The organism is Pseudomonas sp. GW823-FHT02F05, from assembly GCF_058797315.1.
Genome location: NZ_JBXAJM010000001.1, coordinates 330,998 through 351,933 on the forward strand (window position 1 = coordinate 330,998; position 20,936 = coordinate 351,933).

At 59.6% G+C, this 20,936-nt stretch carries 17 protein-coding genes; 10 read left to right on the forward strand and 7 right to left on the reverse strand.

The genetic code is table 11. The features are described 5' to 3' along the window. Positions 1-73: 73 nt before the first annotated feature. Together AC1RAC_RS01575 and AC1RAC_RS01580 are read left to right on the forward strand one after the other, a co-directional pair. Positions 74-2,227, forward strand: coding sequence for a TonB-dependent siderophore receptor (locus AC1RAC_RS01575; RefSeq protein WP_057975789.1), 2,154 nt, complete (start codon positions 74-76; stop codon positions 2,225-2,227). Between the two features lie 980 nt (positions 2,228-3,207). Further along, entirely contained in the window at positions 3,208-3,900 is a 693-nt protein-coding gene (locus AC1RAC_RS01580) for a methyl-accepting chemotaxis protein (RefSeq protein ID WP_256660487.1), read from the forward strand. A gap of 57 nt (positions 3,901-3,957) precedes the next feature. Here AC1RAC_RS01580 and AC1RAC_RS01585 read toward each other — a convergent pair whose 3' ends face one another. Both AC1RAC_RS01585 and AC1RAC_RS01590 read right to left on the reverse strand, forming a co-directional pair. Continuing rightward, complete coding sequence (locus AC1RAC_RS01585) at positions 3,958-4,863, reverse strand: LysR family transcriptional regulator (RefSeq protein WP_492616055.1); 906 nt, start codon at positions 4,861-4,863, stop codon at positions 3,958-3,960. Between the two features lie 68 nt (positions 4,864-4,931). Further along, positions 4,932-5,705 carry an SDR family oxidoreductase gene (locus AC1RAC_RS01590; RefSeq protein ID WP_089041786.1) on the reverse strand — a complete coding sequence of 258 codons (774 nt, stop codon included), beginning with the start codon at positions 5,703-5,705 and terminating at the stop codon, positions 4,932-4,934. 184 nt (positions 5,706-5,889) lie between these two features. Here AC1RAC_RS01590 and AC1RAC_RS01595 point away from each other — a divergent pair, with 184 nt between their 5' ends. The 3 genes from AC1RAC_RS01595 to AC1RAC_RS01605 all read left to right on the forward strand — a co-directional run bounded on the left by AC1RAC_RS01595 (position 5,890) and on the right by AC1RAC_RS01605 (position 7,216). Then, a complete protein-coding gene (locus AC1RAC_RS01595; RefSeq protein WP_057975785.1) occupies positions 5,890-6,243 on the forward strand; it encodes a VOC family protein in 354 nt (117 codons plus the stop codon). A gap of 51 nt (positions 6,244-6,294) precedes the next feature. Next, positions 6,295-6,423, forward strand: coding sequence for a DUF6429 family protein (locus tag AC1RAC_RS01600; protein WP_492616056.1), 129 nt, complete (start codon positions 6,295-6,297; stop codon positions 6,421-6,423). A 172-nt stretch (positions 6,424-6,595) separates the two neighbouring features. Next, positions 6,596-7,216 (forward strand): LysE family translocator, encoded by a 621-nt coding sequence (locus AC1RAC_RS01605; RefSeq protein ID WP_492616057.1) that lies wholly within the window; start codon positions 6,596-6,598, stop codon positions 7,214-7,216. A gap of 223 nt (positions 7,217-7,439) precedes the next feature. On the opposite strand, the gene AC1RAC_RS01610 is transcribed toward AC1RAC_RS01605, so the two are convergent. The 3 genes from AC1RAC_RS01610 to AC1RAC_RS01620 all read right to left on the reverse strand — a co-directional run bounded on the left by AC1RAC_RS01610 (position 7,440) and on the right by AC1RAC_RS01620 (position 11,238). Continuing rightward, positions 7,440-7,955, reverse strand: a complete 516-nt coding sequence (locus AC1RAC_RS01610; protein WP_197900190.1) for a GNAT family N-acetyltransferase — start codon at positions 7,953-7,955, stop codon at positions 7,440-7,442. A gap of 126 nt (positions 7,956-8,081) precedes the next feature. Beyond that, positions 8,082-9,296 (reverse strand): aldose 1-epimerase family protein, encoded by a 1,215-nt coding sequence (locus AC1RAC_RS01615; RefSeq protein WP_492616058.1) that lies wholly within the window; start codon positions 9,294-9,296, stop codon positions 8,082-8,084. 1,228 nt (positions 9,297-10,524) lie between these two features. Next, positions 10,525-11,238, reverse strand: a complete 714-nt coding sequence (locus AC1RAC_RS01620; RefSeq protein ID WP_060763728.1) for a hypothetical protein — start codon at positions 11,236-11,238, stop codon at positions 10,525-10,527. 340 nt (positions 11,239-11,578) lie between these two features. Between AC1RAC_RS01620 and AC1RAC_RS01625 the strand changes: the two genes are divergently transcribed. Next, on the forward strand, positions 11,579-12,478 hold the full coding sequence (locus AC1RAC_RS01625; protein ID WP_197900188.1) for an alpha/beta fold hydrolase: 900 nt from the start codon (positions 11,579-11,581) through the stop codon (positions 12,476-12,478). A gap of 139 nt (positions 12,479-12,617) precedes the next feature. Here the strand turns inward: AC1RAC_RS01625 and AC1RAC_RS01630 are convergent, their stop codons facing one another. Further along, complete coding sequence (locus AC1RAC_RS01630; protein ID WP_492616059.1) at positions 12,618-13,511, reverse strand: LysR family transcriptional regulator; 894 nt, start codon at positions 13,509-13,511, stop codon at positions 12,618-12,620. A 94-nt stretch (positions 13,512-13,605) separates the two neighbouring features. Between AC1RAC_RS01630 and AC1RAC_RS01635 the strand changes: the two genes are divergently transcribed. From AC1RAC_RS01635 to AC1RAC_RS01650, 4 genes are all read left to right on the forward strand, one after another. After that, entirely contained in the window at positions 13,606-14,790 is a 1,185-nt protein-coding gene (locus AC1RAC_RS01635; RefSeq protein ID WP_252950590.1) for an MFS transporter, read from the forward strand. A gap of 59 nt (positions 14,791-14,849) precedes the next feature. After that, complete coding sequence (locus AC1RAC_RS01640) at positions 14,850-15,332, forward strand: VOC family protein (protein WP_057975779.1); 483 nt, start codon at positions 14,850-14,852, stop codon at positions 15,330-15,332. Between the two features lie 627 nt (positions 15,333-15,959). Then, on the forward strand, positions 15,960-17,336 hold the full coding sequence (locus AC1RAC_RS01645) for a pyridoxal-phosphate dependent enzyme (protein WP_060764260.1): 1,377 nt from the start codon (positions 15,960-15,962) through the stop codon (positions 17,334-17,336). Beyond that, positions 17,333-18,499 carry a cystathionine gamma-synthase gene (locus AC1RAC_RS01650; RefSeq protein ID WP_019817159.1) on the forward strand — a complete coding sequence of 389 codons (1,167 nt, stop codon included), beginning with the start codon at positions 17,333-17,335 and terminating at the stop codon, positions 18,497-18,499. Before AC1RAC_RS01645 ends, AC1RAC_RS01650 begins: the two co-directional genes overlap by 4 nt. 123 nt (positions 18,500-18,622) lie before the next feature. Here AC1RAC_RS01650 and AC1RAC_RS01655 read toward each other — a convergent pair whose 3' ends face one another. Beyond that, the gene (locus AC1RAC_RS01655; RefSeq protein ID WP_492616060.1) at positions 18,623-20,821 is read right to left on the reverse strand and encodes an OsmC domain/YcaO domain-containing protein; all 2,199 of its coding nucleotides are present in this window, start codon (positions 20,819-20,821) and stop codon (positions 18,623-18,625) included. Between the last annotated feature and the right edge of the window lie 115 nt (positions 20,822-20,936).

Consider the following 20,936-nt stretch of genomic DNA (forward strand, 5'->3'; position numbering starts at 1 on the left):
TGCCAAACTGATGCGAATAATTATCAACAGATTTACTATTCGCCACGGAAGGCACTTGGGGAGCCCTACTTTCATGTCTGTGCAACAACGCGGCGGCAACGTTTTTACACCCAGTCTGATGGCAATCACTATCGCGCTAGCAACCTCCAATGCGGCCATTGCCGCCGACGCCGAAGCACCGGCCACCATCGAGCTGGGCGCTACCCAGGTCTCGGGCCAACAGCTTGGCGCAACCACCGAAGGCAGCGAGTCGTACACCACCGGCTCGATGAAGACCGCGACCAAACTGCCGCTGACCCTGCGCGAAACCCCGCAGGCCGTCACCGTGATCACGCGCCAGCGCATGGATGACCAGGCCATGACCAGCATCAACGACGTGGTCAACGCCACGCCGGGGCTGTTCCTCAATTATTCCAACGGCCCTGGGCGACAAGCCTTCACCGCACGCGGTTTCGATATCGACAACCTCATGTATGACGGTATCCCCAGCGGCTACAACGGTGCGTCGGTAGGCGCCCAGCCGAACCTGGCAATGTTCGACCGCGTCGAAGTGGTGCGCGGCGCTACCGGCCTGGTAACCGGCGCAGGCAACCCTTCGGCCGCCATCAACCTGATCCGCAAGCGGCCACTGGATGAGCAGAAAGTTACCCTCACCGGCGCGGTCGGCAGCTGGGACGACTACCGTGGCGAGCTTGACGCCTCCAGCCCGCTCAATGACAGTGGCACCTGGCGCGGCCGCGTCGTCACCTCTTACCGCGATGCCAACAGTTTTATCGACAAGGCCGAGCAGGATCATGGCCTTTTCTATGCCGTGACCGAAGCCGACCTGAGCGAAGACACCACCCTGACCCTCGGTTACTCGAACCAGAAGGACAAGACCAACTACTTCTGGGGCGCTTCGATGGTCGGCCTGGATGGGCGCCACCTGGGCCTGTCGCGCTCCTATAACCCAGGCACCGATTGGGAGAACAAGGACCAGGAAATCAACACCGTGTTCGCTGAGCTGCGCCAGCGCCTGGCCAACGACTGGAGCCTGCAGGTCAACGCCAACTATGCCGAACAGAACGCCTTGTTCTCCGGCTCCTACCAATCGCGCTGGACCAACGACACCCTCGCCCGCACGGTGTACCAGGCCAGCTACGATGAAAACCAGGCCGGGCTCGACGCCTTTGCCAGCGGCCCGTTCGAGGCGTTCGGCCGTACCCATGAACTGGTGGTGGGCGCCAGCAAGCGCATCTACGACATGACCACCCACAACTACAGCCCCTACGACCTCAACTGGCCGATCAATGCGGGCAAACCGAACTTCACCCGCACCAACAACGTTCGCGAAGTCACCACCCAGGACGGTTTCTACCTGACCAGCCGCCTGAGCCTGGCCGACCCGCTGAAGCTGATCCTCGGCGCTCGCCTGGACTGGTACGACTACGACAACCGTGATGCCGCCGGCGACTACAAGGTCACCCGCAACCTCACCCGCTACGCCGGCCTGATCTACGATCTGGACGACCAGCATTCGGTATACGTGAGCTACAGCGACATCTTCACGCCGCAAAAAGACAAGAGCACAGCCGGCACTCCGCTCAAACCCATCGTCGGTAAAAATTATGAGGTGGGCGTCAAAGGCGAATATTTTGGTGGCGCGCTGAATGCCAGCGTGGCGCTGTTCCGCGTCGACCAGGAAAACCGCGCCGTGGCCGTGGTGGTGCCCAACTGCCCGCAGGCGTCCTGTGCAGAAGCCTCGGGCGAAATCCGCAGCCAGGGTATCGACTTCGAACTGCAAGGCGCCTTGACCGAAAACTGGCAGGTCGGCGGCGGCTATACCTATGCGCGCACCCACACCATCAAGGACGACGCCAACCCGCAGAAGGTCAACAAGCAGTTCGATACCGACATCCCGGAGCACCTGTTCAAAGTGACCACACGCTACAACTTCCAGGGCCCGCTGGAAAAACTCCGCGTCGGCGGCAATATCTCCTGGCAGAGCCGCATGTACAACGACATCAAGCTAGCGGATGGCAGCAACTACCGGCTCCAGCAAGGCGGCTACGCCGTCACCGACTTGATGGCGGGCTACCGGGTCAATCAGCATTTGGACTTGCAGCTCAATGCCAACAACATTTTCGACCGCCACTACTACCAGTCCATCTCCAACGACGTGGACTATGGTGGCGACTCCTATGGCAGCCCCCGCAATATGATGCTGACCGCCAAGTACAGCTTCTGAGCCTGATGCCCACCTCGGCTGCCCGCTCGGGCAGCCGTTCTTCAAGTCCCACGCCCACATGCCGATAACGCGTGGGTAACCGGCGACAATCCTGAATATCTGCTTCACTCCACAGCGATGCGCCTGTGTGGCACACCGCGTGCTTGCTTGACCTCGACGCCCCCCCTCTCATGGAGTAAGAGTGAATGCCCGTCCGTTTTCTAGAGCACTATCGTAAGGCCGACCGCATCATGCTGGCATTGATCTGGCTGATGTTCCTGTTCTCCCTCGGCCTGGCGTTCTGGCACGACACACTCATGCAGGCCGTGATCGTCGGTGGGGGCACCGGCGTGGTGCTCACGGCGCTGTATCGCGTCATCGGCGGCACCCGCGCGATGCGCTGTGCACTGGGCGCCGGCTTGATGGTGATGGCGGCGTTGCACATCAACCAGGCGCACGGGGTGATCGAATCCCACTTCGGCATTTTCGCGCTGTTGGCGGTGCTGACCTTCTACCGTGACTGGCTGCCGATTTTGGTGGCGGCACTGACCATCGCGGTGCATCACGTGGTGTTCCATGCCTTGCAGCACCAGGGTTTTCCTGTGTTTGTGATGGAGCATCACGGCGGCTGGACGATGGTGTTCGTCCACGCCTTCTATGTGGTGATGGAGACCGTCGCCCTGCTCTACCTGGCCGTCCATAGCCAGGCCGAAGCGGTGGAGAGCCAGGAAATGCTGGAGAAGATGCTCGCCGTTACCTCGCAGTTCACGGTGGAAACCGCCCAAGGTGAAGGCAAGGCCCACGTGTCCCTCGCCAAGCGGTTCGACCACTTCCTGCAGCAACTCACCCACCTGATCGACGGCGTCGCCCGCGACTCCCATGGCTTGGGCCAGCTTGGCCAGGAACTGGCCAGCGCGAGCGGCACCCTGGAAAAAGGCGCACGGCATCAACTGGCGCAGATCGGCGAAATGACCGGTTCGATGCAGCGCATGGAAGACGCCATGGGCCACATTACGGTGCAGGTCGAACAGGCAGTGGAACATGCAGGCCAGGCCAGCCAGCAGATTGTGCGCGGCCAGGAAAGCGTCGGCCGCGCCCAACATGAAATCAGCCAATTGGCCTCGCGCATCAACGGCACGGAGTCGACCGTGGAATCCCTGGCGGTGCAGGCAGAGCAAATCGGCTCGGTGCTGGAAGTGATCAGCAGCATCGCCAACCAGACCAACCTGCTGGCCCTCAACGCCGCCATCGAGGCTGCCCGCGCCGGCGAGCAAGGCCGTGGCTTTGCCGTGGTTGCCGATGAAGTGCGCAGCCTGGCCCAGCGCACCGCCCTCTCCACCCAGGAAATCAAGAGCATCATCGAGGGCCTGCAACACGGCAGCCGACAAGCCGTCGAAGCCATGCACGCCAGCCGCGAAGGCGTAGAGCGCTGCGTGGCAGACAGCCAAGTGGCCGTGGACATGCTACGGGCTGTGGGCGAGGACATCGCGCACATCGACCAACTCAACGGCCACATCGTCACCACCACCCGCGAGCAGACCTCGGCAAACCTGGAGATCGTCGAGCGCTTGCAGTCGGTGCAAAGCATCGCCCAGAACACCGCCGACGACGTCGAGACGCTCGCCCGCAGCAGCGAACGCCTGCCACCGATCGCGGTGCGGCTGGATGCGTTGGGGCGCAGGTTTCATCCTTGAGCCCGACCCGGAACATGGCGAGTCAGAGAGAACAGGTGGGCATACCGCTGGAGTGCATCAAGGCTCCAGATGCGGAGCCATCAAGGCGGCAAACCAATCGATGAACGCGCCAAGGCGACGAGAGCGTTGGCGGCGAGTCGGGTACAGGACTGAAACGCACATGGGGGCCGGCCGATAGGCCGCCATCACCTCCACCAATTCGCCGCTGTCCAATAAATGCTGAACATCGAACAACGGCACCTGAATCAAACCGAGCCCTGCACAGCATCCTGCGATATAGCTTTCGGCATTATTGACCACCACACGGCTGGGCATCATGACAGCCTGCGCGGTGCCATCGACGCAATATTCCCAGGCCGTTTCCTGGCCGCCTGCGCTCGTGCTGTAGCCGATACAGACATGCCGGTTTTGCAGATCGCAAGGCTGTGTGGGCACCCCGAATTCCGTCAAGTAGGCGGGGCTCGCGCAATTGACCAGCAACACCTTGCCCAACGGCTTCACCACCAGGCTGCTGTTCTGCGGGGTGCCAAAACGAATGACACAGTCCACGCCTTCCTGTACCAGATCAATGGCGCGATCGGTGGAGCCCAGGCCGAGTTGGAGCCCAGGGTAGCGGCGGAGAAACTCGGCCAACGCAGGCATCACCAGGCGCCGCGCTATGCGGCTGGGCACGTCCACTTCCAGACGGCCCATGACCTGTTCCTGATGGCTGTTAAACAGTTGGTCGATATCATCGATGTCCAGCAAGACCTGGCGCGCCTTCAGCAGTAACTGGGTGCCATCGGCGGTCAGGGAGACCTTGCGGGTTGTCCGGTGCAGCAGTCGAGTGCCAGCATTGGCCTCCAGCTGTTGAATGGCGGCCGACACGCTCGCGCGTGGCAGCCTCATCAGCCGTGCCGCTTGTATGAAACTGCCAAGCTCTGCGACTTGAACGAAGACGCGGTACTGTTCGATTCTATCCATGGGCTCTCAATGCTCGGGGGGCACGGATCGATCGGCGCTCACCACGTCTGCGCCTGCGCGTTGACCGCTTACTTGGTGGTGTAGCCGCCATTGATCAAAATTGTCTGGCCAGTCACCCACCAGCCGTCACTCACCAGGTTACGGATGAACGGGACCACATCCTCGATATCTGTCAGGCCCGTGCTCGAGAACGGCGACAGCGCGGCAGCCGTCTTGTGGTAACTGACCGCATCCTCACCTTCGGCCGGGTAGAAGAACGGCGTGTCCATCGGCCCCGGCCCTACTGCCGTGACCGAAATACCTCGAACGCCCAGCTCCTTCGCCGCCGCTCGCGTAAATTGCTCTACCGGCGCCTTGCTGCCGGCATATGCAGCGTAAAAGGGCGTGAAAGCGCCCAGCAGTGAAGTGACAATAGTGCAGATCTTGCCATTGTCATTGAGGTGCTTGCCGGCTTCCTTGATAAAAAAGAACGCAGTCTTGGAGTTGACGGCCATCATCTCGTCGTACTCCGCCTCCGTGATTTCAGCCATTGGCTTTTTAAGCACCTTGCCCACGGTATTGATCGCGATGTCCGGCCTGCCGACTGCGGCGACGGCATCGTTGAAGAGTTTTTCCATCGCTCCCGCCGTGGTCAAGTCCGCCTGCAATGCCACAGCCTTCGCGCCTAGCGCCTCGATTGCGGCGACGGTTGCGTTCGCGTCAGCCTGGCTGGAAGCGCTGTTGTAGTGCACGACCACAGCCTTGGCGCCATGCTTGGCCAGATCGCGGGCGATCAACCCGCCGAGGTTCTTCGCACCACCCGTGATCAGTGCAACCTTGCCGTTGATTGAATGATTAGGCATGACGACATTCCTTTAATTGGGAGAAGTACGCCGCCATTCTAGAGTGGCCCTCGACAAAGATAAGCACACCTTGGCTGGATGCAGTGTTCAGAGATACTGGCTAATCACAAAGGCCCTATCGATGAATGAAAAGGATGTGAGGTACGCTACACTCCGGCCTTGCACACCGGCCAAGGAAGCCCCCATGAGTACTCGTGGCAGAGACCGACAGATCGACAATATCGAATTCAACGTAAGCGACATTGCCCGCAGCAAAACCTTCTACGGCGCTGCATTCGGCTGGACTTTCGTCGATTACGGCCCCACCTACAGCGAGTTCAGCGATGGCCGGCTCACGGGTGGTTTCACCACCGGCGAGCCTGTGCGACCGGGCGGCCCCTTGGTTATCGTGTACGCAGATGACTTGGACAGTGTGCAGCAGCGGCTTCAACAGCTGGGAGCGGTGATAACCCGCCAGACATTTTCGTTTCCCGGTGGCAGCCGGTTCCACTTTACCGATCCGGATGGGTATGAGTTAGCGGTGTGGAGTGCTGCGTGATGTTGAGCGTAAACTCAACAGGGTCTGTGTCACTCAAGCGGAGTACCCAATATGGAATACGACGAAAAACTGATTGAGGAAGCCGTACTTGCCCTGCTGACCACCTTCAGCTTTGATAACGGCAACTCATGGAAAGGCCACGACTTTCAAATAATGAACCGACTCCACGAGCTTGGTTGACGCAGGAAGGCTTGGAACGGGGCAGGCAAATTGCCGATCGGTTATTTGGCGCAACCCCTGAAGCCAAGCACTCATCCAATCCTGACACCTGATGCGCTCGCGGGGCCATAAGCCCAGCCACGGAGTGTTAACCCACGCTTTATGCCTTACGACCTACCAACCCGGAGCCGCCATGGACCTCGCCACCCTCGCCCTCTTCCTGCCCGCCTGCTTCGCCCTGAACATGGCCCCCGGCCCCAATAACCTGCTATCCGTGAGCAACGCTACCCGCTATGGCTACCGCACCTCCTGCCTCGCCGGTCTCGGCCGTCTGCTGGCCTTCGCCGGCATGATCGCCCTCGCGTCCGCTGGCTTGGCGGTGGTACTGCAAACCTCGGAGTTGTTGTTCTACGGGATCAAGATTCTCGGCGCGGCGTATCTGTTTTACCTGGCATATCAGCTATGGCGCGCAGACCCGCAGCAGCAGGTGGACACCGCAACGGGGAAGGTGGGCCTGTGGGCCTTGGCACGGCAGGAGTTTCTGGTGGCGGCGGGCAACCCCAAAGCGATCCTGATCTTCACCGCCTTCCTCCCGCAATTCGTGGTGCCCGGCCAACCCATCACCGTGCAATTTGCCCTGCTGGGTGTGATGTTCCTGGCCTTGGAATGGGTGGCTATCAGCGCCTACGCCTATATGGGCCTGCATATGCGCCGCTGGTTTGCCGAGCCGAAGAGCAAGCGCCTGTTCAATCGCTGCTGCGCGGGTTTGTTGTCAGCGGCCGCGGCGGTGTTGTTGACTGCGCGTAAGGCATGAGGGAGGTGTGAATGCGCCTGTGAAGATGGCCGCCATCGGTATCCACCTACCTTCAGTACGGCGCTGCACCTGTGGCGAGGGAGCTTGCTCCCGTGACGACCTGGCAGCCGACGCTGACATAACTGATGCCCCGCGATCCAAATGTGGGAGCTGGCTTGCCTGCGATGACGGCCTGGCAGCCGACAAAGATCCCACTGATGCCCAAGTTGCGTAAATACCTAGGCTATCTCAACGGCAAACCATACCTCACCTCCACCAGCGCCACACCGCCCCTCTCAAGATGGCGCTCTGTCCCGGCCTCCTCGACGCACCCCGCCCGGCGATAAAATCGAATCGCCCTTTCATTACCGGCCAAGACCCACAGCGTTAAACGCTCATAGCCTTGCGCCAACAGGTCTTGCAGGCCGGCATTCCACAAGCCCCGCCCGACGCCGGTGTGCCAATGCTCGGCGAGTACGTAGATGGCCATGACCTCACCTGCATTGGCCTGCACGGCGTATTCGTCACGGCTGGCGCCGACGGCTATCCAGCCAACCACCTGCTGGCCCACCTCGGCGACCCATACCGTTGACTCACCCGAGGCAATCGAGCGAACCCAATGGGCTTCGCGTCGAGCCAGCGTTGCTTGCAATCCGCTCAAGAACTGGGCAGGCATCAGGTCACGGTAGGCGTCTTGCCAACTACTGATATGCACCTGGGCAATGGCTCTTGCGTCGGCGGGTAATGCCCTGCGAATCATGGAGATGCTCCTGAAATACGGTTATTCCAGTATGCATGCCCGTCGATGACAGAAAGCCCTGCTGTAGGGCGCGGGTTACGGCTTCGATGAAGAACGCCGGGCCCCGCGTGAAGGCTTCAGCCAATGTCACCCCTTGGTCAGATCCACCAAAGGCGTCTGCCGCACCTCAGTCTCACGCCCACCCTGAATCTCGCTGACCTGCTTCAAGGCCTTTTCAACAGCCGCCTTATCCGCCAACAAGCTGTAGCTGATACGGAACTGCTTGTGTTCCTTCGCCCCGATCGTAGGCACCAGGTTCAGTGGCCGCTGATAACGACGGTTATAGGAAAAACTCGTCCCCGGCTCCAACCCCGTGACATAGCCCTGCCCTTGGGTATCAGTATTCTTCCACAGCGAAAACACCGGCAGTGTCTGCGTATTGAAGCCAACCGAAACCCCCAGGCTGCCGGCCTTGTTATGCAACACCGTCAAGGTATCGCCCTTGGCATCGGCATACGGCACCACGTTGTAAACCGTTTCGTCATAGTCCTTCGTCGGTGCGCGATAGGTTTGCCAATCGGCCAGTTCGCCCTTGGCCTTGTCGTTGAACGGCGACACCTGCTTCACCGGCGCAACGAAACGCGCGCCCTGCTCCAGGAACGGCGTGCTGAAGTTACTGTGATACAGCGCCTGGTATTCCTTCGGATAATCGCCATTGTTAGTCAGCGTGTCGTTGAGGGCGAACACCACACTGCCAGGCTCGGTGACCAGTTCGGTCGCAACGGAGAAATCGACCTTCTTGAACGCCTGCTCTTTCAACTCGCCACGCAGGGTGATGGCGTACGGCGGTTTTTCATCGATATGCAGGGTGACTTTGTTCGCAGGGATATTGGCCGCCCGCCCGTGCAGGGTCAGCAACTCGCCGTTGTCGACGCCAGGGTGCCCGACCCATTCGTAGCCGCAGCGGGTGACCAGCTCATTGAAACCTTCCAACCATCCCAGACCACCGCGGCCATTGAGCTCGATGAAGGAAGGATTGACCACTTCCTTGACCGGCGAATCCCAGCCCATGCGCACATCGCCGACCGACGCCTGCAACACGTTCATTCCACGGGTCGGCACTACCGAGAGCTTCATCGTGCCGTTGTCAATATCGACAATGCTCACACCCTCCTGCCGACCACCGTGCAAGGTGCGCAAAGTGACGCTGAAGGGTTTGTCGGTTTGGATGCCGAGCTCCTGGCTGGTGACCTGCCAGTTCTGGGCGGCTTTGTCGGTATCGAGCAGCACGTAATCCCAGGCTAGGGCTTGGGAGGCGGCAGAGAATGCGCTGAGGGCAACTAGGAGTTTTAGCGGGGTCATGGCGGTGGCCTTTATTGGAGTTGTTTGTGATTTATAAACTCGATGAAACGTTTCAGCAAGCTTAAAAGACGCGACAGTGTGGGGAAAGGCCATGAAGAAGGTGGACCAGATAAGGAGGTCAAGGCGATGCGCTTGCGGGCAGGCTGGAACGAAAACGCGAGTGGGCGGTGTATGAGCTTTGGTCCATCCGTGCCGGTTACAACTTTGCGTTGACTCATTGGCTGCAAACGGCCAAAAGCTGCCGCTCAGCACGAGCAAAAATCGCCAGACTATTCAACCGGCAGAGGCAACAGACTAGATACTGCGCTGGCAGAAAGAATGTCTCAGATGAGGCGAGGCCATAGGTGGCAAGCAAGCTAAAAGGATCTATATATTGGTGAAATCGATCACATCAAAATCCGTTTCTGGCGATGCTTTGGAAATTACGGGTCTCTTCGAAAAGAAAGCTCAGTTCCTCCAGTTTCCCCTGGTTGACCTCCTCGCCCATCTTCCACTCTAAGTTGGTGGCAATACGCTTTGTCTCTGTATGCCATCACAATCCGCATCCCTTTGCGATAGGCTCGACGATAAGTGTTGAAGGCGCTTTCCCTGTCTGAATATCAATTACCTCCAATGCGCAACCGGATTTAGGAGCTGAGTGGGTCACTTGGTAGATCCCCCCCGCATTCGGGACGAAGCTACTGAAACTCATACAACTCCTATGGATTAACGGCTGATCCGTGTTCTCACGCCCCTTGATTCCTGAGCTGAGTGCGCTCAGGTAAATGCGTCGGTCAGGCTGGATTAGAAATCGATTCTTTTCGGGTTCTGACGGTGAAACACCACCTAGCACACCGGTCTCTCTCGTGTCTTGGCAGTGAGCATCGTAGTAGGCCCAATACGCTTGGCTGCCTCCAGACATGAATTCGTTTTTCCCCCAATGAGCATCAAGGGTGGCGTGCGGCGCATTCGGTGCCGGTTGCTGGTAGTGACCAACACAGCCAGTCAGAAAAATCGCACAGCAGATAAGTATGGATTTAGTCAACTTCACAACAACCGAGAAGAATTCAGAAATGGGGACATCTGGTCCGTTATCGGCCAGTCTGGTTTAAACAAGAGAGTTCGTCTCAACCGTTGAAGATGTTATGCGGACGATTCAGATGTCCGCTTTTGGTCGATAGCAGCCAGTCTTGAGCAGCCGGTATCGACCGATTGCCGCCCCTTCAAGCCCCAACTCTAATTCAACGATTCATAGCTTGGCATACGCAGCTTCAAAATCACGGAGCGCTTGGTTTACCTTGTATTGAAGCATCAGCGAAGCGGAAAGCTTTACCATTGCCTCGAACAAGACATGTCCTGATTGAATCTCACACTGACCGACGCAACGCCCGGCATACTCCCCAGGCTCATAAGCGTAGACAGTGTAAAAAACCCTGCCGGACTCGCGATTCAGTCCTGCCGAGACACGAGGGGCAGAACTCTCTGTCACGTTCAAGTCAGGAAGTGAAAACTCTAAGACATCATCGAATGGAATGAACATAGCTGAGGCGGACATAACAAATAGGCTCGCGATATCCAACGCCTCTTCAACTTTTTCAAGCTCAGGAGTCGCATACTCGTGCTCAAGAATATTTCGTATATCGACGACTTTACGCAACAGACTCGGCGTCAATAACCCAAGTGCCCTTAGCCGTTCGATCTTCTTCGGCACGTTCCATCGAAGTGACGGGTAACCAAAAGAGATCAACAATTGATCAAGCTGACAGACAATGGCGCGTTTTGCATTGGTCGTTGCATTGACGAGAGCCGCCAAACCGCCCCGTTCAAAATCGTCTTCCGCTAAGGTCAAGAATTCGACAGGTGAGGTTTTCAACTCTGTCATTCCAAAACCACCACCGCCTAACGCGACTCCACATTTGCTCATATCAAATCCATGAGCAAGGCAAAACTCTTTGATATCCATCTCACGCCCTAGTGTTTTGGCGGCCAACAGGTGTACGGTTAAAAATAGTGTATCAGCGATAACACAGGAAATGTCTGCCGACGCTAGTGATCAGCGTCGAAGCCCTCATCACCCTGATCCCTGAAGCCAATGCACCGCTAAACCGGCCGCTATCGACCCAAAGCGGATCAAGGATTATTGCAGGCGGGGTAGTTTCCTGACGCTTTTGTGCGCCGTATAGTGGCAGTAATTTTTCGGTCAAAGGAATGGCTATGAACCCGTTAAACGGCCTGCCCATCGGTGCAATTGGCGATCTCGAGATCGTAAATACCACTTCGCATTGCACGAAAAGGGGATCGCCATGCGTGCAGGAATGATCCTTGCCGGGATTGGCACCACGCTGGCGCTGCTGTCTGCATCGCCAGCCCAGCCTGCACCTTTGCCGCCAGTCACCGTCAACCCACATGGCATCTCGGTTCTGGTACAAGGCTCGGGAACAGATATCATCTTGATCCCAGGGTTTGCGTCGTCCTACGAAGTATGGGCTGATTTGGCCCCTAGATTACGACAGAGCCACCGCCTCCATCTCGTACAGGTAGCTGGTTTTGCCGGCTCGCCTGCTGTAACCAATCCAGACGGTCGGGTAGTCGCGTCGACGGTCGAGGCTATCTCTGAATACATCCGCAGCCAGCGCATCGAGGCGCCTGTCATCATCGGTCATTCCTTGGGTGGTGAGGTGGCGCTGATGTTAGGTGCTCGTCATCCCGATCAAGTGGGACGCCTTATGATTGTCGATGCAATGCCCTTTTATACGTTGCTGTTTGACCCCTCAGCGACCAGTGAAACAGCGGGGCCGCATGCTGCTGCGATGCGCGATGCAATGTTAGCGGCAACACCTGAGCAGGTGGAAGCTATGCAGCATGCCTCCATCGCCCGTCTTGCCAAAACCGAAGCGGCCAGACCAGGCCTGGTGGCAGCGGGGATAAACTCGGACCGAAAGACTATGGCCGATGCCATGTATGAACTGATGGTTACCGATCTCCGGCCTGAGCTTGGACGCATCAAGGTGCCTGTCGAGGTCGTTTATGCCTACGACTCGCATTACGGCGTAGAGGCGTCCCAGGTTGATGCAATGTTTCGTAACGCCTATGCCTCAACCCCAAACATCAGCTTCAGGCGCATTGACGGCAGTTTTCACTTCATCATGCTTGATCAGCCAGAATTGTTTGCCGGTGCTGTCATCAAGTATCTGAACCCGTGAGCGACAGCGGGTTTGCTAGAGTGATGAATTGCCGTTAAAGGGCACAGGATTCGTTGCAGTGCTTGCAGGTCACCGACCGTCCGTTTTTGGCCGAAATCCGCCGGTCACCCCACGCCAAAAAAACCAAACCCACACCTCCTCATCCCCCACACCTCTCCACCAAAAAATCCACAAACGCTCTAACCCGCGCCGGCATCGCCCCTCCCCCCACAAACACCGCATGAATCGGCTCCACGTCCCCAGGATTAAATTCCTCCAACAACACCACCAACTCCCCCCGTCTCACCTCCTCCACCACACTAAACGCCCCAATCCTCGCCACCCCCGCCCCCAGCTTCGCCAACTGCGCCAATGCCTCACCACTATTCCCCTCAATCGTCCCCGCCACCTTCAACGAAAACTCCCGCCCATCCACCCGAAACGGCCAATCCGGCGCCGCTCGGCGGAAGTTGAAGCGCAGGCAGTTGTGCTCAAGCAGATCCTGCGGCGTCACCGGGGTGCCATGCTTTGCCAGGTACTCCGGTGAAGCAACGATAACCTGCCCGGTAGAGCCGATAAGGCGAGCAGTCAGGGGGCTGTCGGCGAGGGGGCCGAAGCGGATGGCAACGTCGGCTTGGCCGCCGAGGATGTCCACGACTTCGTCGCCGAGCATCAGGTCGACGACGATGGCGGGATAGCGGGCGCTGAAGGCGGCGATCATGGGGACGATGGTCATGCGGCCGTGGGCCAGTGCGGCGCTGACGCGCAGGCGTCCGCGTGGGGCGCCCTGGTCGGTGATCGCGTCTTCGACTTCGGCCATGTCGGCGAGGATGCGTCGGGCGCCGCGCAGGTAGGCTTCGCCTTCGGCGGTGAAGGTGATGGCGCGGGTGGTGCGCAGTAGCAGACGGGTGCCGATGCGCTGTTCGGTGCGGGTGATGATGCGGCTGATGGCCGAAGGCGTCAGTCCCAACGCCCTTGCCGCACCCGACAGGCTGCCGTGCTCGGCGACCATAGTGAAGACTTCCATCTCTCCCGAGCGCCCGCCGATGTCCATTTGTGCCTCCTGCGCAAAGCTGTAGTTCCCAACCAAGGGCTACTGCTGCAAAAGGCAGGATTGTAGCATTTGGCTCACAGATGAGGAGTCACCCATGCGTATCAATCCCCCCCTTGTAGCATTGTCCGTCGGTGCCTTTGGCATCGGGGTCACAGAGTTTGCACCTATGGGCATGTTGCCCGGTATCGCCGCTGATCTTGATGTCTCCATTCCCGCTGCGGGGCTGTTGGTGAGCGCCTACGCCATGGGCGTGTTGATTGGCGCGCCGATCATGACCCTGGCGACGGCCAGGGTGCCCCGCCGTTATCTGCTGATAGGGCTGATGGCGATTTTTACCCTGGGTAATTTGCTGTCGGCGTTGGCCAGCAACTACCAGACGCTGATGATCGCCAGGCTGGTGACGTCGCTCAATCATGGGGCGTTCTTTGGGATTGGCTCGATTGTGGCCGCAAGCCTGGTGGCGCCCGAGAAGCGCGCGGGGGCCGTGGCGGCGATGTTCATGGGGCTGACCCTGGCGACCATTGGCGGCGTACCCCTGGCGACCTGGTTTGGCGAGAACTTTGGTTGGCGTACTGCGTTCTGGGGCATCAGTGGGCTTGGCGCGGTGGTCATGGCGGCGCTGTGGTGGGCCCTGCCCAATACTCCCGCGCCCAAGGGTGGCGGCCTGATGGCGGAAATCCGTGTGCTGGGGCGCGGGCCGGTGCTGGCCGCGCTGGCCCTGACCGTGGTGGGCTCGAGTGCGATGTTTACGGTATTCACCTACATCGCGCCGATTCTGCGCGATGTCACCCATGCCTCGACCAATTTCGTCACCGGGATGCTGGTGTTGTTCGGAATCGGGCTCACCATGGGCAATGTGTGGGGTGGCAAGTCAGCGGACCGCTCAGTGGACCGCACTTTGATCATCTCGCTGGTGGTGTTGATTGCCGTGCTGTTGGCCTTTTCGGTGCTCATGCAATGGCCGTTGCCCGCGGCGTTGTCGATCCTGCTGTGGGGCGCTGCCAGCTTTGCCCTGGTGCCGCCGCTGCAGATGCGGGTGATGGAGGCCGCCAAAGACGCGCCTAACCTGGCTTCGGCGATGAACATCGGTGCGTTCAATTTTGGGAATGCGATTGGTGCGGCATTGGGAGGTGCAGTGATCAATGCCGGGCTCGGCTACCCGGCCATTTCCCTGGCAGGCGCACTGATGGCGGGCCTGGGCTTGCTGATGGTATTGGGGCTGAGCTGGCGTTCGCGGCGGGCCGACTCACGCGCTGGCCGGGAGGCGGTGCAAGCCTGAGTAGTGTTGCAGGTTGTTCGTCTAGACTTCATGCACCTTTCAACCCGAGGAGCCTTGCGATGAACAACAAAAATACGATCTGCCTCTGGTACAACGGCGATGCTCTGGAGGCAGCGACCTTCTACGCCAACACCTTCCCCGACAGCGAAGTAAAGGCCGTACACCGTGCGCCTGGCGACTACCCGGCTGGCAAGCAGGGCGATGAGTTGACCGTGGAATTCACCGTGCTGGGTATCCCCTGCGTGGGCCTCAATGGCGGCCCCCTGTTCAAGCACAGTGAAGCGTTTTCCTTCCAGGTGTCTACCGAGGATCAGGAGGAAACCGACCGCTTGTGGCACGCCATCATCGACAACGGTGGGCAGGCGAGCGCTTGCGGTTGGTGCAAGGACAAGTGGGGGCTGTCGTGGCAGATCTCGCCGAGGGTGTTGGTCGATGCAGTTACCAGTAAAGATCCTGCCGTCGCCAAGCGTGCATTCGAAGCGATGATGACCATGACCAAAATCGACATCGCTGCCATCGAAGCCGCCATTGCCGGAAACTGAACGGTGGGAGCGCTCGAGCCTTGGCGAGGCCGCGATGGCGGTGGGTCAGCCAGCGTAACAGCAGACAGCAACCACGATGCGAAGCGAGTCGCTCTTGATCTTAGGCGCCCCGTTAAACCGCGCTGGCGGATTACGGGCACACCGAGCCTAGGCGAGGTGCCGAGTGGTGGGGCAAGAGCGTTTTGCTTACTTTGGCCTGGGCCGGCATCCCGGCTTTTGCAAAGTGAGCCGCCGTCAGGGCGGAACCATCGGTGGCCGTTACCTTAATAATGGATATGTACTCGGTCAGATCCAATATCCCGGTCGGCTGGCAGACCGCCTTCGCAGGCAAGCCAGCTCCCACATTTGAATCGCGGCGCGTTAGTTAGATCGACGCCGGCTGTCAGGCCGTCACGGGAGCAAGCTCCCTCGCCACAGGTTCAGCGTCGCACCAAATTTGTGTAGATACCTATGACCATCGCAGGCAAGCCAGCTCCTACATCTGGATTGCGCGCCCTCCCCCATGCGGCAAAAAAAGTCATACAACGGACGCCCGGTTGCGACACCGTCAATACCGGCCTATGTTCCAAGCCATGCTGTTTTTTTGCTGTCCCCCGCCCTGCGCCCATCCCGTAACCAGGAGACGACATGCCCACCCCTTCACGCCCTGCTGTACTTGAGCTGATCGGCAACACCCCGCTGGTCAAGGTCAGCCGCTTCGATACCGGCCCCTGCACGCTGTTTCTCAAGCTTGAATCGCAAAATCCCGGCGGTTCCATCAAGGACCGCATCGGCCTGGCGATGATCGACGCCGCTGAACGCGACGGTCGTTTGCGCCCTGGCGGTACCATCATTGAAGCCACCGCCGGCAATACCGGCCTGGGCCTGGCGCTGGTGGGCCGGGCCAAGGGTTACCGGGTGGTGTTGGTGGTGCCCGACAAGATGTCCACGGAAAAGGTGCTGCACCTGAAGGCCATGGGCGCCGAGGTGCATATCACCCGCTCCGATGTGGGCAAGGGCCATCCCGAGTATTACCAGGACGTGGCGGCACGCTTGGCCAAAGATATTCCAGGCTCGTTCTTCGCCGACCAGTTCAATAACCCGGCCAACCCCTTGGCCCACGAGACCAGCACCGCGCCGGAGATCTGGGCGCAGACCCAGCACGACGTAGACGCCATTGTGGTGGGCGTCGGCTCGGCCGGCACGCTCACCGGTTTGACGCGGTTCTTCAAGCGCGTGCAACCCGAACTGGCCATGGTGCTGGCCGACCCGGTCGGTTCGGTGATGGCCGAATACAGCCGCAGCGGCAAGCTGGAAACCCCTGGTTCCTGGGCCGTGGAAGGTATTGGCGAAGACTTCATCCCTTCGATTGCCGACCTGTCCAGCGTGCGCCACGCCTACTCCATCAGTGATGCAGACAGCTTCGACCACGCCCGCCAATTGCTCAAGGCCGAAGGCATCCTCGGCGGCTCATCCACCGGCACACTGCTCGCCGCGGCCTTGCGCTACTGCCGCGAGCAAACCGAGCCAAAGCGCGTGGTGACCTTTGTTTGCGACACCGGTACGCGCTACCTGTCCAAGGTTTACAACGACCAGTGGATGAACGACGCGGGCCTGCTGCAGTACAAGCACTACGGTGACCTGCGCGACCTGATCGCGCGCCGCTTCGAAGACGGCCGCGTGATCAGCGTAAGCCCCGACGACACCCTGCTCACCGCCTTCCAGCGCATGCGCCTGGCGGACGTGTCGCAACTGCCGGTGCTTGTCGATGGCCAGACCCTGGTGGGCGTGATCGACGAGTCCGACATCCTGCTGGGCCTGCACCACGACGCCGCAGATTTTTCCATGACCGTCGCCAGCGCCATGACCAACACCCTGCACACCCTAGCCCCCAACGCCAGCCTGGCCGAACTGCAGGCTGAACTGGATCGCGGCCTGGTCGCCATCATTGCCGACGCCGCAGGCTTTCATGGCCTGATCACCCGCGTCGATCTGCTTAACCACCTACGGAGATCCCTTGCATGAGCCAGCCCGATAAAAGCGCGTTTGCCACCCGTGTGATCCACGCCGGGCAGTCACCCGACCCGACCACGGGCGCGCTGATGCCGCCGATCTACGCCAACTCCACCTACCTGCAAGACAGCCCTGGCGTGCACAAGGGGTTTGACTATGGCCGCTCCCATAACCCCACGCGTTTCGCCCTGGAACGCTGCGTGGCCGACCTTGAAGGCGGCAGCCAGGCATTTGCATTTGCCTCGGGGCTGGCGGCGATCTCCACCGTGCTGGAACTGCTGGATGCCGGCGCGCATATCGTCTCGGGCAACGACCTGTACGGCGGCACTTTCCGCCTGTTCGACAAGGTGCGCCAGCGCAGTGCCGGGCACCGTTTCAGCTATGTCGACCTCAGCGACTTGTCGGCGTTTGAAGCGTCATTGCAGGACGACACGCGCATGGTCTGGGTCGAAACCCCAAGCAACCCGCTGCTGAGCCTGACCGACCTGCGCGCCGTGGCCCGCATCTGCCGTGCCCGCGGGATTATCTGCGTGGCCGACAATACCTTTGCCAGCCCCTGGATCCAGCGCCCGCTGGAGTTGGGCTTCGACATCGTGGTGCACTCCACCACCAAATACCTCAATGGGCATTCTGATGTGATCGGGGGTATCGCTGTTGTCGGTGATAACGCTGAATTGGCCGAACGCCTGGGCTTCCTGCAAAACTCCATCGGCGCCATCGCCGGGCCGTTCGATGCCTTTCTGACCCTGCGCGGGGTAAAAACCCTGGCGCTGCGCATGGAGCGCCATTGCAGCAATGCCCTGGACCTGGCCACCTGGCTGGAGCAACAGCCGCAAGTGTCACGGGTTCACTACCCGGGTCTCAAATCCCACCCACAGCACGACCTGGCGAAACAGCAGATGCGCGGCTTTGGCGGGATGATTTCAGTGGACTTGAACAGCGACTTGGCCGGCGCGACGCGCTTTCTGGAAAACGTGAAGATCTTCGCCCTGGCCGAGAGCCTGGGGGGCGTGGAAAGCCTGATCGAGCACCCGGCGATCATGACCCATGCCAGCATCCCGGCGGCGACGCGAGCGCAATTGGGGATTGGCGATGGGCTGGTGCGCTTGTCGGTGGGGGTTGAAGATGTGGAGGATTTGCGCGCCGATCTGGCGCAAGCCTTGGCCCACATCTAACTCAATTTGATCGTTCTTACGCTCCGCGTGGGAACGCATCCGGTGACGCTCTGCGTCACGCTTGGGGACGCAGAGCGTCCCTGACTGCATTCCCACGCGGAGCGTCGGAACGATCAGTGTGTATCAGCCTTGGGTGATGTTGGCCCGCGCCGCATGCAGCTTCTTGTAGCTGTCGATCAAGCGCAAATGCCGGTCCAGGCCTTCCAGCTTCATGCTGGTCGGCGTCAGCCCATAAAAGCGCACACTGCCGTCAACCGAACCGATCACCGCGTCCATGCGCTCATTACCGAACATGCGCCGGAAGTTGGCCTCGTAGTCAGCCAGTTCCAGGTCATCATCCAGTTCCATCTCCAGCACCGCATTCATCGCCTGGTAAAACAGGCCGCGCTCAACGGTGTTGTCGTTGTACTGCAGGAACATCTCTACGCATTCCTTGGCCTCTTCATACTGCTTCAGCGCCAGGAATATCAGCAGTTTCAGCTCCAGAATGGTCAACTGGCCCCACGCGGTGTTGTCGTCGAACTCAATGCCAATCAACGTAGTGATATCGGTGTAGTCGTCCAGCTCACTTTCTATCAGGCGCTCGACCAACGCCTGCAGCTCCTCCTCGCTGAGGCGGTGCAGGTTGAGGATGTCTTCGCGAAAAAACAGCGCCTTGTTGGTGTTGTCCCAGATCAGGTCATCCACCGGGTAGATTTCCGAGTAGTCCGGCACCAGGATGCGGCAGGCAGTAGCGCCCAGGTGCTCATACACCGCCATGTACGACTCTTTGCCCATGCCTTCGAGGATGCCGAACAGCGTGGCGGCTTCCTGGGCGTTGGAGTCTTCGCCCTGGCCGGAGAAGTCCCACTCGACGAATTCATAATCCGACTGGGCACTGAAGAAGCGCCACGACACTACGCCGCTGGAATCGATAAAGTGCTCGACGAAGTTGTTCGGCTCGGTGACCGCCTGGCCTTCGAAGGTCGGCTGCGGCAGATCGTTCAAGCCTTCGAAGCTACGGCCTTGCAGCAGCTCGGTGAGGCTGCGTTCCAGTGCCACTTCCAGGCTGGGGTGCGCGCCGAACGAAGCGAACACGCCGCCGGTACGCGGGTTCATCAAGGTCACGCACATCACCGGGAATTCACCGCCCAGGGACGCGTCCTTGACCAGCACCGGAAAGCCCTGGGCTTCCAGGCCTTCGATACCCGCCAGGATGCCCGGGTACTTGGCCAGCACTTCGGCGGGTACGTCCGGCAGCGCAAATTCGCCCTCGATGATTTCGCGCTTCACCGCTCGCTCGAAAATCTCCGACAGGCACTGCACCTGGGCTTCGGCCAAGGTGTTGCCAGCGCTCATGCCGTTGCTCAAGTAGAGATTTTCGATCAGGTTGGACGGGAAATACACCACCTCGCCATCGGACTGACGCACGAACGGCAGCGAGACAATGCCACGGGCTTCGTTGCCGGAGTTGGTGTCGAACAGGTGTGAACCACGCAGCTCGCCCTCGCGGTTGTAGACTTTCAGGCAGTAGGCATCGAGGATTTCACTCGGCAGCTCATCGTTGGGGCCCGGCTGGAACCAACGTTCGTCCGGGTAATGCACGAACGGCGCGTTGGCCAGGTCCTCGCCCCAGAACTGGTCGTTGTAGAAGAAGTTGCAGTTCAGACGCTCAATGAACTCACCCAGCGCCGACGCCAGCGCGCCCTCTTTGGTCGCGCCTTTGCCGTTGGTAAAGCACATCGGTGAATGGGCGTCGCGGATATGCAGCGACCACACGTTGGGCACGATATTGCGCCACGAGGCAATCTCGATCTTCATGCCCAGGCCCGCGAGAATCGCCGACATGTTGGCGATGGTCTGCTCCAGCGGCAGGTCCTTGCCGGCAATGTAGGTGCCTGCTGCGGACGTGGAGTTGGGCATCAACAGCGCCTGGGCATCGGCGTCGAGGTTCTCGACTTCCTCAATCACGAATTCCGGCCCGGCCTGCACCACCTTCTTCACGGTGCAGCGGTCGATGGAGCGCAGGATGCCTTGGCGGTCCTTGTAGGAGATATCTGTGGGCAATTCGACCTGGATCTTGAAAATCTGGTTGTAGCGGTTTTCCGGGTCGACGATGTTGTTCTGCGACAGGCGAATATTCTCGGTGGGAATATTGCGCGTCTGGCAGTACAACTTCACAAAGTACGCCGCACACAACGCCGACGAAGCCAGGAAGTAGTCGAATGGCCCCGGTGCCGAACCATCGCCCTTGTAGCGGATGGGCTGGTCGGCAATGACCGTGAAGTCATCGAACTTGGCTTCAAGCCGAAGGTTGTCGAGAAAGTTGACCTTAATTTCCATGCGGGCACACCAGAATAACGAGCTAAACAAATTGGCCGCCATTATGAAGCGTTTCGCCGGGAAGTCTCAGGGTTTTGCGTATGGGCTGCTGATCAGTGCTAACGTCCGCCCTGTG

Bases quoted from the DNA above. Each gene is read 5' to 3' on its own strand.
- AC1RAC_RS01575 (WP_057975789.1), top strand. From the start codon at position 74: ATGTCTGTGCAACAACGCGGCGGCAACGTTTTTACACCCAGTCTGATG.
- AC1RAC_RS01580 (WP_256660487.1), top strand. From the start codon at position 3,208: ATGGGCCACATTACGGTGCAGGTCGAACAGGCAGTGGAACATGCAGGC.
- AC1RAC_RS01585 (WP_492616055.1), bottom strand. From the start codon at position 4,863: ATGGATAGAATCGAACAGTACCGCGTCTTCGTTCAAGTCGCAGAGCTT.
- AC1RAC_RS01590 (WP_089041786.1), bottom strand. From the start codon at position 5,705: ATGCCTAATCATTCAATCAACGGCAAGGTTGCACTGATCACGGGTGGT.
- AC1RAC_RS01595 (WP_057975785.1), top strand. From the start codon at position 5,890: ATGAGTACTCGTGGCAGAGACCGACAGATCGACAATATCGAATTCAAC.
- AC1RAC_RS01600 (WP_492616056.1), top strand. From the start codon at position 6,295: ATGGAATACGACGAAAAACTGATTGAGGAAGCCGTACTTGCCCTGCTG.
- AC1RAC_RS01605 (WP_492616057.1), top strand. From the start codon at position 6,596: ATGGACCTCGCCACCCTCGCCCTCTTCCTGCCCGCCTGCTTCGCCCTG.
- AC1RAC_RS01610 (WP_197900190.1), bottom strand. From the start codon at position 7,955: ATGATTCGCAGGGCATTACCCGCCGACGCAAGAGCCATTGCCCAGGTG.
- AC1RAC_RS01615 (WP_492616058.1), bottom strand. From the start codon at position 9,296: ATGACCCCGCTAAAACTCCTAGTTGCCCTCAGCGCATTCTCTGCCGCC.
- AC1RAC_RS01620 (WP_060763728.1), bottom strand. From the start codon at position 11,238: ATGGATATCAAAGAGTTTTGCCTTGCTCATGGATTTGATATGAGCAAA.
- AC1RAC_RS01625 (WP_197900188.1), top strand. From the start codon at position 11,579: ATGCGTGCAGGAATGATCCTTGCCGGGATTGGCACCACGCTGGCGCTG.
- AC1RAC_RS01630 (WP_492616059.1), bottom strand. From the start codon at position 13,511: ATGGACATCGGCGGGCGCTCGGGAGAGATGGAAGTCTTCACTATGGTC.
- AC1RAC_RS01635 (WP_252950590.1), top strand. From the start codon at position 13,606: ATGCGTATCAATCCCCCCCTTGTAGCATTGTCCGTCGGTGCCTTTGGC.
- AC1RAC_RS01640 (WP_057975779.1), top strand. From the start codon at position 14,850: ATGAACAACAAAAATACGATCTGCCTCTGGTACAACGGCGATGCTCTG.
- AC1RAC_RS01645 (WP_060764260.1), top strand. From the start codon at position 15,960: ATGCCCACCCCTTCACGCCCTGCTGTACTTGAGCTGATCGGCAACACC.
- AC1RAC_RS01650 (WP_019817159.1), top strand. From the start codon at position 17,333: ATGAGCCAGCCCGATAAAAGCGCGTTTGCCACCCGTGTGATCCACGCC.
- AC1RAC_RS01655 (WP_492616060.1), bottom strand. From the start codon at position 20,821: ATGGAAATTAAGGTCAACTTTCTCGACAACCTTCGGCTTGAAGCCAAG.